The organism is Enterococcus sp. 1001283B150225_161107_E12, from assembly GCF_015556925.1.
Classification (GTDB): domain Bacteria; phylum Bacillota; class Bacilli; order Lactobacillales; family Enterococcaceae; genus Enterococcus_B; species Enterococcus_B mundtii.
Window position 1 is genome coordinate 56,784 of the sequence record NZ_JADNNI010000007.1, and the last position, 16,730, is coordinate 73,513.

General features: G+C 38.2%; 12 protein-coding genes. 9 read left to right on the forward strand and 3 right to left on the reverse strand.

Annotated elements, in window-relative coordinates; translation table 11 throughout:
* Positions 1 to 126: 126 nt before the first annotated feature.
* From I2F89_RS07295 to I2F89_RS07305, 3 genes are all read right to left on the reverse strand, one after another.
* Complete coding sequence (locus tag I2F89_RS07295; protein ID WP_195514001.1) at positions 127 to 1,329, reverse strand: NADH:flavin oxidoreductase/NADH oxidase family protein; 1,203 nt, start codon at positions 1,327 to 1,329, stop codon at positions 127 to 129.
* Between the two features lie 12 nt (positions 1,330 to 1,341).
* Complete coding sequence (locus tag I2F89_RS07300; protein ID WP_195514003.1) at positions 1,342 to 2,712, reverse strand: aldehyde dehydrogenase; 1,371 nt, start codon at positions 2,710 to 2,712, stop codon at positions 1,342 to 1,344.
* A 76-nt stretch (positions 2,713 to 2,788) separates the two neighbouring features.
* On the reverse strand, positions 2,789 to 3,085 hold the full coding sequence (locus I2F89_RS07305; protein ID WP_010736298.1) for an ArsR/SmtB family transcription factor: 297 nt from the start codon (positions 3,083 to 3,085) through the stop codon (positions 2,789 to 2,791).
* A 201-nt stretch (positions 3,086 to 3,286) separates the two neighbouring features.
* On the opposite strand from I2F89_RS07305, the gene I2F89_RS07310 reads away from it, so the two are divergent.
* The 9 genes from I2F89_RS07310 to I2F89_RS07350 all read left to right on the forward strand — a co-directional run bounded on the left by I2F89_RS07310 (position 3,287) and on the right by I2F89_RS07350 (position 16,085).
* Positions 3,287 to 4,765, forward strand: coding sequence for a helix-turn-helix domain-containing protein (locus I2F89_RS07310; RefSeq protein WP_074801654.1), 1,479 nt, complete (start codon positions 3,287 to 3,289; stop codon positions 4,763 to 4,765).
* Positions 4,766 to 5,014: 249 nt separating this feature from the next.
* Positions 5,015 to 5,368, forward strand: a complete 354-nt coding sequence (locus I2F89_RS07315; protein ID WP_074801651.1) for an LPXTG cell wall anchor domain-containing protein — start codon at positions 5,015 to 5,017, stop codon at positions 5,366 to 5,368.
* A gap of 18 nt (positions 5,369 to 5,386) precedes the next feature.
* Complete coding sequence (locus I2F89_RS07320) at positions 5,387 to 6,199, forward strand: WxL domain-containing protein (protein ID WP_195514005.1); 813 nt, start codon at positions 5,387 to 5,389, stop codon at positions 6,197 to 6,199.
* A gap of 129 nt (positions 6,200 to 6,328) precedes the next feature.
* Entirely contained in the window at positions 6,329 to 7,396 is a 1,068-nt protein-coding gene (locus I2F89_RS07325) for a DUF916 and DUF3324 domain-containing protein (RefSeq protein ID WP_195514006.1), read from the forward strand.
* Positions 7,397 to 7,401: 5 nt separating this feature from the next.
* Complete coding sequence (locus tag I2F89_RS07330; protein ID WP_229078063.1) at positions 7,402 to 10,851, forward strand: WxL domain-containing protein; 3,450 nt, start codon at positions 7,402 to 7,404, stop codon at positions 10,849 to 10,851.
* A gap of 357 nt (positions 10,852 to 11,208) precedes the next feature.
* Positions 11,209 to 12,738 (forward strand): cardiolipin synthase, encoded by a 1,530-nt coding sequence (gene cls / locus I2F89_RS07335; RefSeq protein ID WP_195514113.1) that lies wholly within the window; start codon positions 11,209 to 11,211, stop codon positions 12,736 to 12,738.
* Positions 12,739 to 12,998: 260 nt separating this feature from the next.
* Positions 12,999 to 14,495, forward strand: a complete 1,497-nt coding sequence (locus tag I2F89_RS07340; RefSeq protein ID WP_142433664.1) for a phytoene desaturase family protein — start codon at positions 12,999 to 13,001, stop codon at positions 14,493 to 14,495.
* Positions 14,496 to 14,510: 15 nt separating this feature from the next.
* Positions 14,511 to 15,590 carry a glycosyltransferase gene (locus tag I2F89_RS07345; protein ID WP_108173528.1) on the forward strand — a complete coding sequence of 360 codons (1,080 nt, stop codon included), beginning with the start codon at positions 14,511 to 14,513 and terminating at the stop codon, positions 15,588 to 15,590.
* Positions 15,591 to 15,599: 9 nt separating this feature from the next.
* Complete coding sequence (locus I2F89_RS07350; protein ID WP_108173527.1) at positions 15,600 to 16,085, forward strand: glycosyl-4,4'-diaponeurosporenoate acyltransferase; 486 nt, start codon at positions 15,600 to 15,602, stop codon at positions 16,083 to 16,085.
* The last annotated feature ends 645 nt before the right edge of the window (positions 16,086 to 16,730 follow it).

The following is a 16,730-nucleotide window of genomic DNA, read 5'->3' on the forward strand; positions in this document are numbered from 1 at the left end:
TATTGATCAGATAGTCTGTTTATGAGGTAACTAACAAGCTCTTCTGTGTTACATCAAAAAAAGATCCGTTCGACTAAGAAACAGAAAGTCGAACGGATTTTCTTTTTGTTAATTGACTAGCAACTATCATCTGCGTCTTGGTTTTAGACTGTTTAGACCATGTCTAAACATTGCATCAAGAAGCGGTGACCAAGCGTTGGTTGTAAATTTAGCTTCTTTACCAGTCGCTAAGCGATTCATTTGTTGTTCATAATAAGAAAGACTAATAATGCTCCCAGCTTTTTTGTCGAGATTTTTCAGATGTGTCGTTAGACGTGGTAACTGAATGGCTTGAGCATGTCCTTCTGCTAGTTGATTTGGCAACTCTGGATTCATTGCTAGTGCTCGTGCTAGTCCAACCATCGCAATTTTTTCTTTAGTGATTACTTCTTCCATTGTTTCTGGTTGTGTCAGTCCACCAGTTAGAATGATTGGGGTTGTCACTTGTTGTTGGATATCTTTAGCAAAATCAAGGAAAAATGCCCCTTTCTCAACCTCCATGAATTTTGTTTTTTCGTAATTACCACCAGAAATCTCAACAAAATCGATCCCTAGTTCCGCCATTCTTAAAATAACTTGACGCGAGTCTTCTTCACTAAACCCTTGAGCAGTAAAATCTGTGGAATTAAGTTTTAAACCAACAATAAATTCCGGTGTAGTGGCTTCTCTTAGCCCTTGGTAGATCTCAAGAAGGAAACACATCCGATTTTCCAAAGAACCACCGTATTGGTCGGTTCGCTGATTATCTGATGGAGAAAGAAATTGGTTGATGAGATAGCCGTGTGCACCATGGATCTGTACCCCAGAAAAACCAGATTCTTCCGCTATTTTACCAACTGTGACAAATTGTTCCACCAGTGTTTTGATCTCTTTAGTAGTTAGTTCTCTTGGAGGATTAAAAAATCCTTGAAGTTCTTCACCTATCGGTTGAGCAGTAGGGGCAACCGGTTGTGAGTTCATTGTTTTGGGTGACTGTTTGCCGGGATGATTGATTTGTAAAATAAATTTTGTATGGTTTTCTGTTCCGGCTTTGGCCCAGGCTTTTAAAATTGATTTATCTGTATTTTCATCTATTACAACATTTCCAGGTTCACCTAAATGATCACGATCGACCATGACATTTCCTGAAATTAAAAGTCCGCTACCGCCTTGAGCCCAACGGTGATAAAGATGAATATGTTTTTCAGTTGGGTTATTTTCTTTGTCGGCAAGTGTTTCACTCATTGCAGATTTGACGATTCTATTTTTTAAGATTGTTTGATTTGGTAAAGTGATTTCTGATAATAGCATTGAATTCTCCTTTTATTTCAGTATTTTTTTTAAAAGTTTCAACGACCGATTTGAATAAGGTGGGAATAATCCAGGAACGTTGAAGGTTGAACGATTTTCATAGACTCCTTTTTGATGAGAAAAGGTAAGAAAACTATATTTTCCGTGATAGCCACCGATACCAGATTCTCCTACACCACCGAAAGGTAAATGAGGATTGGCTACATGTTTCAGAACATCATTGACCGTCACATTTCCTGATGAAATAGCGGTCATGAGCTGTTCTTTTTTCCGATTCGATGTTGTAAATAGATATAGTGCTAAAGGTTTTTCATACTGTTTAACTTGAGAAATCGCATCATCGATGGTATCAAAAGTCAAGATTGGTAAGATCGGCCCAAAGATTTCTTCTTGCATCGTTGCGGCATCATGACTAGGTAAATCCAAAATTGTGGGTTCAATATATAAATCTTCCCGATCTGTTTCACCACCAAATACGACAAAGGAGTGGTCAGCTTCTAACATCTGTTGCAATCGGATAAAATGGCGATCATTGATGATCCTGCCATAGTCTGTGTTATTTCGGATATCAGAACCATAAAATTCTTTCGTGGCAATAATCATTTCTTTGATCAATGTGTCTTTTCGTTTACGGGACACTAAAACATAATCTGGCGCAATACAAGTTTGTCCGTTGTTCTGCAATTTTCCCCAAACGATGCGCTTTGCTGCCACTTTTAAATTAGCAGTATCATCGACGATCGCGGGACTCTTGCCACCTAATTCTAAAGTGACGGGTGTCAAATTCTTTGCGGCAGCTTGCATTACGATTTTTCCTACTGGGACACTGCCAGTAAAGAAGATATAATCGAATCTTTGTGCGAGTAATTCAGTCGTTACGTCCACACCACCTTCGACCGAGGCAATGTATGTTTTGTCAAAAGTTGAATGAATCAACTTTGTCAGAACTTTAGCCACATTTGGCGCTAATTCGCTTGGCTTCAAAATCACCGTATTCCCTGCGGCAATTGCCCCAATCAGTGGTTCAATAGCTAAATGAAAAGGGTAATTAAAAGGAGCAATGATCAACACTTGTCCATAAGGTTCATACTCAAGATAACTTTTCCCCCACATATAAATCGGTGTATGAACGGTTTTTCGCTTGGCGTATTTCTTTAATTTTTTGATCATCTCAGAAATACTTTGATAGACAACACCAATTTCAGTGACATATGCTTCGTGTGCTGGTTTTCGCAAATCTTTGAATAATGCTTGTGTCAATTCAATCTCTATTTCTTGCATCGCCTGTTTCAGTTTGATTAATTGGGCTAATCGAAAGTCGATTGATTTTGTTTTTCCTGTTTCAAAAAAATGTTGTTGATCCTGTAAAAGTTGGTTGATCATCCGTTTTCTCCTTTTAATATATTTATATGTTCGAACTTATGAACCTATTTATTTAAAAAGAAAGGCCGAAGCCTTTTTATATTTTTTCTAATAGTTGCATAAATCCTTTCAAGTTACGTTTGATACAAGCAACATCTAAATAATAGATCCGCTCTTTGCCACGTTTTTCGACATACACAATCCCTGCTTGTAAAAGCAACTTTAAATGATGAGAAATAGCGGGGCGAGAAATAGACATTTCTTCTGTGATTTCTGTCACACTTAAACCACCTTTTTCTACTAGCAAACTGACGATTTCTTGACGATTTTCTTCTTGTAATGTCGTAAATAGGGGCGTGGAATCGCGTAATAACGCTAAAAATGTTTCTCGCATAGTGACCTCCTTCAATTTGTTAAAGTGAGTATAACACGATATGTTTAAACTTGTCAACGTGTTATGGAAAGCCATCATAAGTATGTTATTTTTTAGTTTATTCACTTATTTATTATTAGTATTTTCACATATTTTTTGATATACATGTTTACAATCTATTTTTTTTAAGAATAGATATAAAAAGCAAAAGAGGTGTGAAAAATGCGAGAGTTACAGTTAAAATTTATTACAAATACGATTACAGAAAGGTGGATGCGGATTTTAAATGTGATCGAACAACAGAATATGTTTACGATTGTCGGATTGTCACAGCAACTTGGTGTTTCTAAACGGACGATCCTAAAAGATGTCAGTGAACTGAAAAATTACTTTGAAGAGAGTGCGATTTTTGAGTCAAATACCACTGGCTATTTTTTTAAAGAAAAAAATCGACGACTGTATCATGAAGACAAAGAAGCATTGTTACAATCGGAGATTTGGTTTGAAATTATCAGTGACATTTTTTATGGAGAACTAGTATCTGTCGGAGAATTAGCTGATCGCTATAATTATTCAGAAAGTACGATGCTACGATCAGTCGCTCAAATCAAAGAGGTTTTAAAAGAATATCAGCTTTCACTTAGCTTAAAACCAGTGGACCTTGTGGGAAAAGAAGGAAATATCCGCAAGTTTTTTTTTGATTTTTTTTATGAAGGAGAACCAACACCGTATACGGTCTATCCCCCGGAAAGTATCCACCAAATGTTTTTGGATAAGTTAGGTGAGCGTCTTGGTAAGTATGAGATAGGAACAGGGATCATGGTCACAGGATTTTATTACTGTTTGTATATCACGATGATCAGAAATAAGAATGGGCATATCATCTCTTTACCTCGTAGGATAAAAGAGATCGATTTTAGCAATGAGACAGATTTTTTATTGATGTCCGAATTGATTCCACTGATCAAAAAAGAGTATGGTATTTCGATCCACCAAGATGAAATCATTTGGCTTTTTTTGATCATAATCAGCAAACGAACAATTGATCATATCGAGCAAGAGACTGTCTTTTTGGAGAAGTATAATCAGTGGCCTGAAATAGAACCAGTGATTGAATCTTACTTCCAATTATTCAACATCGACCGAAAGACTGATCCCATATTATCCACCTTTCTTTCTGCCTTTTTTCTGGGGAGGAAAATCAATAATGAAATGGCACCAATACTGAATAAATTGTTAAGTGAAGAAATTATTATCATCAAAGATCTCTATGGTTTAGCCTATGAGAAAAATCGACAATTTATTCATGAAAACCAATCATTGCTGTCTTTCTCAGAGAAATATTTAGAAGATATCATAGCAAGTTTAACGATGTATACAGAAATCTTGTTCTCTTATTATTCACCCAAGAAAACAGTGTTGTTTCTTTTGGAAGGTAATCATTTACTCGTTCAGTTGATCAAAGTCCAAGCCAATCAACTGTTGTCGAAGCAGCATCATGTGCTGTTTGTTCCGTTACATGAATTGACAGAAGAACGTTTGAACGTTGAGCATGTTGATTTGATCGTAACGAATTATCGTCCTTATTTATTGGACTACCAGTTGAACAAGGACTATTTGTTGATCAATCGAGTTCCTAATAGAAATGATTGGGTCAACATTTTTACTCAGTTGAATCCTTTACTCAATAGTATGCTGTAAGAAGCAAAAAACGACATTGATCGATGAAGTAACTAAAGAGATTAACTGATCTCCGCGGTTCTTCATCGATATTTTGTTGTGCACCTAAAAGAGCGAATCTATCAAAGTCACATAGTGAAAGTAGGAACAAGCCACTTCACTAGTTAGTGAAAAATATGAATTTCTTTTCTTTTTGCGCTACGTTAATCTTATTTATGCAGAAAGTAATGATAATTACTATTATGTGAGAAAGGTTATAGGAGGAGGGAAATGAATCGTAAAAAAAAATACATACTAAGCCTGAGTATGTTACTTATTCAATGTTATGCACCGTTGGTTGTATACGGGACAGAGGTTCGATCGGTTGAAACAGAGGGGACAGTCGGTTTTACAGGCGTGTATGAAATGCCTGGAGATCCAGTACCAGCGCCAGAAGTCGAAATCAAACCAGATTTCCCAAAAGAAATCGCTCAACAACCGTCAGAGGAGAGAGATGCCAGTCACAGAAGATTGCCAAAAACGAATGCACAACAAATGAGTAGTTGGATAATTTTAGGGGTTTTTCTTGTGATAGTGACACTTAGTTTTTGGTTTTGGAAATACAAAAAGAAAAAACAATCATAGAAAGTAGGACGTGTATAAATGAAATTAGTGAGATTAGCAACAATTGCAGCCTTATCATCAACAGTTTTTGCCGGAGGTATGACTGTATTTGCAGAAGATGGTTCCACAGACACATCAAAAGAAGTGCGTAATGTAACAACTAATGGAACGATTGAATTTACACCAAATGAAGATGAAGAGCTAGTCGTTGTTCCGCCAGTAAAAGAACCAGATGTCGAGATTGAGCCTGAAGTGCCAGGAACAACTGGACCTTTATCGATCATGAAAGCTGTCACAATGGATTTCGGTTCACAAGTCATCTCGAATCAAGATCAAACGTACAACATGATTGCAGAAAAACAACAAAAAAAGGGAACAACTGGTGAAGAAAACAAAGTCCCATATGTCAGTTTTGCGCAAGTACAAGATGTCCGTGGAACGAATGCTGGTTGGAATCTGCAAGTACGCATGACCGACTTTAAAGCAACGAATACAACAAATGATACATTGCTCGGTGCAGAAATTTCATTGTTGGATCCAAGAATCCAGTATGAAGGAAGCACGGCTAGTAATGCGCCAGTAGCTCATCCAGCTGGAATGAAATTAATACCAAATGCTTCTGCGGTATCCGTGATGACAGCAGAAAAAGAAAAAGGCGCAGGGGTATCTTCAGTTGTTTGGGGGAACCAAGCAGACCTAGATGCACAAGAGGCGAACGATGAAGTTGAAGTAGTAACAAATAATGCGATCCAATTGTTTGTTCCTGGTTCTACAGCAAAAGATGCGACACAATATAAATCAACATTGACTTGGGAATTATCCAATACACCTGATGTTAGTGGTGTAAATTAACAAGAAAAAAAATATGAGTAACATAACGAATCATAATCATTAAAAAGCAACCGATTTTTGTTTATAGAAGTGAATGTGGTAGCGTTACAATTTTGTAGCGCTACCTCCTTTAAAGAAAGGGGTAAGTTTATGAAAAAGACAAGTACATATCGAAAAAATAAAATCCAACAAGTGGGGATCGTATTACTCGTCATGATTGTCAGCCTGATGGCTCCCATGTTGGTTGGAGCGGAAGAAGGAACGTTGAATTTTTATGTAACGCCTGAGTTCTCAGCAAATCAAAAATCAGGAAATGATCGTTATTTTCAATTGAATCTTGCACCAGACACGACAGAAAAGCTAACGTTGAAACTACAAAACGCAAACGCAGAAGCCAAAAAAATTAAAATCACCCCACATACTGCTTATACCAACGTGATGGGGGTCGTAGAATACGGACAAGATGCGGAAGAAGCAGATCCAACGCTCAAACATTCGTTGGCTGAGTTGATTGAACAACCAGAAATCATTGAGCTTGCTGGAAATGAAACAAAGACCGTTACGCTTGACTTGAACATGCCTACAGAAGAATTTGAAGGATTATTAGCGGGTGGATTACGAGTGTCAGAAGTCAAAGAAGAAGCAACAGAAGAAACGAGTAATGAAGAAGGTGTCGCCATCCAAAATGAGTTTGCGTATATCATCGGTGTGGTTGTGAGCAACAAACAAGATGCTGTACAACCGGATTTAGAGTTGTTAGATGTTTTTGCTGACCAACTCAACTATCGCAATGTGATCAGTGCGAATCTACAAAACTTCACCCCGACCTTCGTGAATCGCTTAGAAGTCGAAGCTACGGTTCAAAAAATGGGCGAAGAAGAGATTCTATACCAAGCCAGTCAAGAACAGATGCAAATGGCACCAAATTCCAATTTTAATTTCCCGATTTCTTTGGAAGGTGATCGTTTTCGCAGTGGTGACTACGTATTGAAAATGACGGCACGTTCTGGGGAAGATGAATGGCAATGGGAAAGAACCTTTGCGATCGAAGCGGATGAAGCACGAGCATTGAATCGAGCAGATGTTATGATCGATACGAGTATTAATTGGTGGATGATTGGTTCAATCATGTTACTTGTTTTATTGCTTGGAATAATTCTTTACCTAATCCATAAAAGAAAAAAAGAGCAACCGAATAAGAGTAATGAGAAGGAGTGAATACAATGCCCTCAAGATTAAGAAGAACGATGCTTTTTTTAGGGACGACAATTTTAGTGATACAAACAGTAACTATACCGATAGGCATGGTCTACGCAGAAACCATGATAGACAGCGTGGAACATGAGCAAGTGGAACTCCCTGCTATCCAAAACTCCTTAAAAGAACTATCCAGTAATCCTAACTTTTTCTTTTCTCAATCTCAATTGCAAGGAACGATAAAAGTTCCGCTACAAGTGACGTTCTTTTCTGATCAAGAAGTGTCAGAGGCACGAGTGGTCTTACCAGAAGAAGCAACGCTTATCCAAGATCAATTGTCGGCAGGGATTTCAATCGAACAAGGGGAGCAGCCTCATGAATGGATCGTTCAGTCAAAACATGCGCAAAATACGTTTGTCCTTCCTTTGGTATTTGACAAGACAGGAAACTATGAACTGTCCGTGGAAGAAACGACGACTCAGCTAAAAATCAGTGAGCAAGAAGCGGTCAGTGATGAACTTCCAGCTGAAGAAAGTGATTCCCCTGATGAGGAGCTAGGCGGACAAAAGGAATCAAAAGAGGGAGAACATATAATAGAAGAAAATCAAGAGGATGATCAGACATCCGAAGAAGTAGATGAGCCTAAGGAAGAAGCTCCGCAGGATCAACAAACAAAGGAGAAAGAGCCTTTCGTAAGTGTTTCAACATGGGAAGAATTTCAAAAAGCCATAAGTAACGATGATGTACAAAAAATTATTTTGGAAAACGACATAGTCAGAAACGCTGGAGCGGCAGGAACGATCAACAGAAATATAGAAATTGACGGACAAGGATGGTCGATAAATTTTGCCAATAATACTGCTGGATTCACACTTGGAGCAGTGAGCGTAGAGACGACAATTACTTTAAAAAATATAACAATAACAAAACCGGGAACTACAGCAATTTTTACAGGTACAGCAGCCAACAGTCAAAGATGGACATTAAATTTTGAAAATGTTCATACAGGAAGTGGGAATGTATCTGGTTTAGTTAATGCACCGAATGCAAAGGCAGGATATATAGGTGGCGAAAATACTTATAGGTCGACTATGAATGCGCGTGATGATGCTGTCTTCCGAGTCAATAATTTTTTTGCTCGAAATGGAAGTAAAGTAAGTATGGACCTGCAAGCAAAGTTAGCACAAATTTCAGGCGTATTACCGGTAGTTCAAATTACGGATGAAGACACTACAGTTTCTATTAATACAACTTCAACAAGCTCTGGTAGATACGGAGGGGTTATCAGACTAGATTCAAATGAATCGCTTATTGAGGTTAACAATGGAGCATCTTTGAAAATAGAAGCCCCTCAAACTAGTGCGCTTCTTTATGATACTGCTACGAATTCAAGAATTTTGGTAGACAATGGCTCTAAAATGGAACTTTACTCTTCTCTTCTTAATGGAAATGATGCAACAGTTAGATTTTATGGGGCTGCAAGCCGAGGTTCTCGATTTGATATAGATAATAATAGTACTGTTATTATTGAGGCTGAAGAAGGAGCTGCTCCGGCAGTAAGATTTCGTGCGGATGGTCAATTCTTTGTAAAAGGAAATAGTAAATTACAAATGTACAATGGTGGAAACGGATCACCTAATAATTCGGCGAATCAAGGTATAGAATTTGCTAATGATGGTGGAGTGTTTGATTTGAGTGGCGTGGGAACAGAAGTAAATATTGTCTCTGATTTTGGACCTGCTATTGGTGGAAACAGTTCGATGGAAATCAATGTTAGGGAAGGAACTAGTTTTACAGCAATTGGAAGATCGAGCACTGCATCAGGTGCAATATTTAATGGTTCAGTTAGTAATATAACTATTGATAATCCACTTTTTTTTGATTTTAAAAATACACGTCCAAACGGAGGCAATATATACAGTGTATCGGCATCCTCTATATTTGATTTGAAAAATTCTAATTTTGCAGCATGGGCTAATGGTTCTAATTTTGATCTTGAAGCAGAAAAGTATTGGAATATGATTGATTTTGAATTAACGGGAAGCAATTTTAATACTATTAGAAAGACTAGCGATCCGGAATCATTTAATACAAGTACTTTTGGACCGGCTGGAATGACTGCATATAGTAGAATTAGTGCAAATAACGCACGTGCTGTTGTAGATGAATTAAGAGTTCCTACCAATGCAGATAAGTCTATTTTTGGTCATGTAAGTATTCCGGAAGGGAGTGACTATAGATCAGCGTTTGAAGGCGAGGTAGAACTAGAGATAGAAATTGAACGACTTACTGGAGAAAAAGAAACACATAGAGCAGTTACTAAAGTAGATAGTATCTATGGTGAAGCAGATAGAGAGGGGATATTTGAAATAAAATTACCTGATCTTTTAAACGAGGGAGATCGGATTAGCGTTCTATCTGCTTTTCGCGGTGTTGGTGAAGTTGGAGTTCCAAGTTTACCGGACGATATCAAAATAGATAGTGTTGTCGTCTTTCCAATTATCCCACCAAAACCAGTGGAGTTTCCTTTTAATACCATCGGAAAAACAGCAACACATGTTCAGGGATATGTTGAAAACAAAGAGGTTGAAATAACCGCAACTCATAATGGACAAATCTTTGACACTTCTGATGTAACGGTAGACAACGAGGGTAACTTTATCCTGGATTTATCTGACTTAACTTTAAAAGAAGACGATGAGATTCAGGTCTTTCTAAGAGATGCGGAAGGCTCGGCAGAAGCCGCAGGTGTGATCAATCCGCCAGAAACCAATAACGCACGTGGAAATATCAACCCAGCTGCTGACTTAACATTTCACGATGTAACTTTTGAACCGGCTACGACATTAATCGTTGAGGATGTAGGACCTTTCTCACCGGTAGATCCTTTGGATCCAGAATTAGAAGTGGAACCTGAAAATAAACCAGAATTGCCAGAAGATCAAGGGCAACTAAGTATTGACTTTATTTCGTCCTTCAATTTTGGCTCACAAGCTATTTCTGTTCATGAACAAACCTATTATGCCCAACCTCAACGATTGTTGAATGAAGATGGGACAGTGAAAGAGAACGAAGAGCGACCAAATTATGTTCAAATCAGTGATCGTCGACCGGACAATGAGCGAAGTGGTTGGCAATTATCGGTTACCCAGAATGGACAATTCAGTAATCAAAATGGTCATGAATTGATTGGTTCGGAAATCCAATTGAGTAATCAACAATTGGCGACAGCACAAGGCGGAACTGCGCCTGAGCTACAGGAAGAATCCATGCAGAGGATTTTACCAAATACGAAACAAATCTTATTACAGGCAGATAAGGAATCTGGAACTGGCACGTGGATCTATCGGTTTGGTGATCAAGAATCGGCAGATAAGAGTGTTGGTCTCTATGTACCGAAAGGAGCGTATCCAGAAGCTGAGCAATATACAACGTCGTTAACATGGGAATTAAGCAGTGTTCCAGAAAATCAATAAAGAAAAAGAGTTGTGACAGCTAGATATTGTTCCGAAAAATAAGCCAGAAACCCCAAGATTTTTAGGGTTTCTGGCTTATTTTTGCTAACATTATTTTGAATACATTACTCAGTTTTAGAGAGTGTGAGAGGACGAATATTATCTCACTTCTTTCATCTCCTTAAAACTGAGGGGGAAAAGCACCATTATAATAGTAGAAAACTTTCTGTGAAAAGTGCGAAGAAAACGAGAGATCCCTTTACACTAGAGTCACTATAACGTATATAATCTATATAAGGTGTGCTGTCACCAATAAAGTTGATCGGTACAGAAAAAAGAAGCAACAAAAAAACGAAGCGAGCGAAGATGGAGATAAATATGATAAAGAATAAATTGCAACAATACAAAATATTATTGATATTATTGATTCTTGTAGCTGTTTCACTGATTATTTTTTTGAATCAAATCATTTATGCGTGGTTGATCGTGGAAATGTTTGCCTTTCTTCTTTGTAGCTATTTAGTGATTTTTGATCAAAGAGAAGCAACCTCTAAAATCGCTTGGATCTTAGCGTTATTATTTTTACCGATCGTTGGGATCATGCTGTACTATCTGATTGGTCGTGAGCCACGATTACGAAAGTTATCGAAACAGCAACTAGAGAACGAACGAAACATACAAGAAACGGTGTCCAAGATTCTTCAGGAACATTCAGAAATCATTCATGCCAAGCACGATCTTTCCAAAGAAATTTTCCATCTTTCCGCAAAGTATCCCACAAAAGACAATCAATTGACATTGTTAAAAGAAGGAACGGATGCTTTTGCTTCATTGTTGCAAGATATCAAACAGGCAACACATCATGTCCATATTTTCTTCTATATTATAAAAGGGGATGAAACTGGCGAAGAACTAATTGCTGCTTTGATCGAAAAAGCTCGACAGGGAATCAAAGTACGTTTTATGTATGACAGTGTCGGATCAATTGCTTTCCCGAATCGATTATTAGATACGATGCGAGAAAATGGTGTAGAGGTAAGAACCTATGATCTATTGAATTCACCGTGGCTGAGTAATAAAGCCAATTGGCGCAATCATCGGAAAATCGTTGTGATCGATGGGGAAATTGCACACACTGGTGGTATGAATATCGGGAATGAGTATAGTGGACGCGGGAAAAAGTTTTCTTATTGGCGAGATACGAATGTTCGAATCGAAGGGCCTTCTGTACTCGAGTTGCAGGAATGTTTCGTTTATGATTGGTTATTTCTCGATGAAGGAACGGAAACGATCACTTATTTCATCAACCAGCAAGAGCTGTATTTTCCCTTACAAACGGAACAACCAAAAGGTTCGGAAATCGTACAGGTCGTTTACGGAGGGCCGTATGATCAGGAGAGGATCATCAAAGACTCTTTCAATGACTTGATTGGTAAAGCAGTTGATTCGATCAAGATTGCTATGCCTTATTTTATTCCAGATGAAGAAACACTTGGGGCGCTTAGACGAGCAGCTCGCTGTGGGATCAACGTGCAATTGATCATACCAGGAAAAGGCGATCGCGGGATTTCATTTCATGGGACGAACTCGTTTATTGATGATTTGTTATCGGCAGGAGTTGAAGTGTCGATCTACGATACGACTGCATTTATCCATTGTAAATACATGATCGTTGATGATGTGGTCGCAACGATTGGATCAACTAATTTTGATATTCGCAGTTTTTATCTCAATCATGAACTGTCAATGTTCATTTATGGTCCATCAAAAACGATCGATGAATTGAACGTCCATTTTACAGAAGATTTAGCCCACGCTGAAAAGGTCAAAAAAGACGAATGGCAACGGCGAAGTGCATGGACGAAAATCAAAGAGAAGATCAGTGGCTTGTTTGTGCCGATACTTTGATAGAAGCAACGAAATCAGCGCATAAGAAGTTGCCATTAGCCTAAGACAGAATAGACAAAGCGTTTCTTACGTGTTTGTTTCTTCTGTTTTTTCTTTTATCCTTTCTTATTGTTTTATAACAATACAATGCGCAATAAAATAAGTTTTTTTAGAGATATGCTACTATAGAGATAGATATAAAGTGTTTTTTTACAGTTGGATCATACGAGTTTGCATCTGTGAAAATGTGCTTTGAGACTTAGAAAGTAAGAGGTGATTTTGTGAAAAACAAACAGAAATCAGTCATTGTTCTGGGAGGTGGACTTGGTGGTTTGTCTGCAGCAGTTTCCTTAGCCCAAGAAGGATTCGACGTATCACTATATGAAAAGAACGATCATTTAGGGGGGAAATTGAACCGTTTAGAAGCAAATGGGTTTGGCTTTGATCTAGGTCCATCGATTTTGACGATGCCCCAAATTTTTGAAAAACTGTTTCTCACGAGTGGCAAACAGATGGCAGATTACATTCCGATCGAACGGTTAGATTTGCAGTGGCGTTCTTTTTTTCCTGATCACACAACGATTGATCTATACAGTGATTTAACGAAAATGGCCCAAGAAAATCCTTTGCTGACTGCAAAAGACATGATGGAGTATCAAGATTTTTTAGACTATGCGAAGGAAATCTATGCGGCCACCGAAGTCGGTTATTTTGACAAAGGGCTTGATTCGACAATGGAGATTTTAAAAGAACATGGTGTGATCAAAGCGTTGAAAGGGTTTGATTATTTTTCTTCGATGCATGATGGAATCGCTAAACGTGTGAGTCATCCAAAAATGCAAGATATCTTAGGGTATTTCAGCAAATATGTCGGTTCCTCTCCTTATGATGCGCCAGCGGTTTTAAATATGATGAGTTATATGCAGCATGCGCAAGGAATCTGGTATGTGCCAGGTGGGATGCATAAAATTGCTGAAGGAATCGTCAACCTCGGGAAAGAGCTCGGCGTAGCGTTCCATACCGGCGTTCATGTTGAAAAATTAAATGTAGAGAATGATCAGATCCGTTCTGCGCGATTAGCGGATGGGACGGTGATCGAAGCAGATTATTTTGTTTCGAATATGGAAGTGATCCCAGCTTATGAACAATTATTAGATGAAAAACCAGCGTTTACAGAGAAATTAGAAAAGAAATTTGAACCCGCAAGTTCAGGTTTTGTCTTGCATCTAGGTGTTAATAAAGAATACCCACAATTAGCCCATCATAATTTTTTCTTTTCGAATGCTTCTAAAGAAAACTTTGATCAAAACTTCCATCAGCATCAGTTGCCAGACGACCCAACGATCTATCTTGTGAATGTCAATAAGACTGATCCTTCTCAAACCATCGAAGGACATGAGAACATCAAGATTTTACCGCACATCCCTTATTTACAAGATCAACCATTTACAGAGGCAGAATACGATGCCTTTCGGGAGCGTATCTTGATCAAATTAGAAACGATGGGGTTAACGGATTTGAGAAAACATATTGTCTATGAAAATCGTTGGACCCCGGAAGATATCCAAAAAAATTATTTATCCCATCGTGGAGCAATCTATGGGACTGTATCTGATCGTAAGAAAAATCATGGGTTCAAACATGCAAAACATAGTGAGCGCTATGACAACTTATACTTTGTAGGTGGGACAGTCAATCCAGGTGCAGGTATGCCAATGGTCACTTTGAGTGGGCAACAAGTGAGTGACAAGATTGCCCGAAGAGAAGCGGATGTATAGGAAGGAAGGCTTATTTTGTTACTAATAATGATCGTCCTTTTTGTCGCTTGGCTTTCAGGTTGGTGTATCTTTTATCGACTGCCATTCATCACAAACCTAACCTCTGCAAAACGTTTTGACACAAATGTTTCAATTATTATTCCTGTACGTAACGAAGCAAATACGCTCCCCAAATTGCTACAATCGATCCAAAGGCAAACGATCCAACCACGAGAAATCATCGTCGTGGATGATGCTTCCACTGACGGTACAGCAGAAATCGCCAAAAACTTAGATGCAACAGTTTTCTCAAATGATCGTGAACAGCATGGAAAGGCGGCTACTTGTTGGTTAGGTGCAACAAAGGCCCAAAGTGAGCATTTCTTATTTTTAGATGCAGATACATTTTTTCAGACAGACAATAGTTTGGAAAGACTATTGAATGAATACGAAAAAAGAGGGAATAGTGGCTTGCTGTCGCTTCAACCGTTTCATCAAACTGTTCGCTTTTATGAACAGCTCTCGTTTGTTTTCAATGTGGTCATTCTGGTAGGGTTGAATACTTTTTCTGTGCTAGGTGAAAAATTAAAAGCAGCGGGGGCGTTCGGGCCGTGTATCTTATGCTCGAAAACCGATTACTTCCAAGTCGATGGGCATAAAGATATACCTAGTGGGATCTTAGATGACATGGCTTTAGCCAAACGTTTTCAAAAGGCAGGGTTTCCCATCCATTTATATGGTGGGAAAGAGTTGATTGCTTTTCGCATGTATCCTGAAGGTTTCAAGCAATTGATCCAAGGATGGACAAAGGATTTTGCCACAGCTTCTAGAGCAACCAATCCCTTTATTTTGTTAGGAGTCATCCTCTGGATAAGTGGCGGAGTTGGTACGATGTTGGCTTTTGGTATGGCACAATGGCCGCTTGTACTGGTCATCTATTGCCTGTATGTGCTCCAATGTATTGTATTTGCCAAACGTGTAGGAAATTTCAAGCCGATTTTCTTGTTCGTTTTTCCGTTCTTTTTTATCTTCTTTCTTTTCTTGTTTTTGTGGTCGTTGATCCAAACGTATCTTTTGAAATCAGTGTCTTGGAAAGGAAGAAAAATCAAACTTTAGGAGGTTTTTATGCCACTGATCCATTTGACCACTGGAGTATTAGTGATGCTTGACATTCTTGCCTGGTTTATTTTCCATTTAGGTATTTCTTACGGTGTCCGCCAAATCGCTGACTCATTTTTTGAAAGAAAGCGTCGTTGGTTTCGTTCCTTTTCTTTTGAAAAGCAAGGAGTGATTTGGGAGAAAAAATTTCGGATAAAAAAATGGAAAGACAAGCTGCCAGATGGTACTGTGATTGCTAAGCGAGGATTCGATAAATCTAGGCTTGGTAAGACTGATTCCGCCGCACTGAAGAAATTCATCATCGAAACACAAAGAGCAGAGCTGACGCATTGGCTATTGATCGCGCCAGCGTTCCTTTTCTTTTTGTGGAATCCAAAATGGGCGGGATGGGTCATGGTTTTTTATGCGCTTCTTGTCAATGTCCCATTCATTATGATTCAACGCTATAATCGGCCACGATTGGAACGAGTCCTAAAAAAAGTAAAAAAATAGCATTTAGTTGGGGCGCAATCGGTTTAGCTCTGAGAAATAAGGCGGAACCTACAAAATTGCTTTTCAAATTTTTGTGGGTCCCTCTTTATGTCGATAATGGTTTCTTCGATTCGCAGTGTTTATTCCATATTAAGTTGAAAAGGTCTGGTCATTCGGTCTATCTCTTTCTAAAAACGAATAAATGGTTTTCTAGAAGTGAATACTACATAAACAAGCACCAAAATCCATTGATGAATAATTGTGGGGTTTTGGTGCTTTTTAGCGGAGCTTAACACTTTTATCAGAATCTCACAAACTGTCTTTTGTGCAAAGTTAGTGATTCAAAATGTAGGAATGCTCAAAATAAAGTTGATTTTTTTGAAACTTTTCTTAGAAAACGATCGTCTAATTAAGTATAAAAAAAGAAAGCGGAGTGAGCGTATGAAACATGACAAAAACTATTCATTTTTAACGATAGAGCTAATTTTCCTAGTCTTATTGTTCCTGTTTACTAGCCTCTTTTTATTGATGTATTCAATGGATACATTTTCAATCAGAGAAGAAAAACAAAAGGAAATAGAGATAAATGAATTAAAGAGAAGGGAAGATACGCAACTAAGTAAGGAAGCAAACAGGGATTTTACGAAAATACTGGGTCATATATAT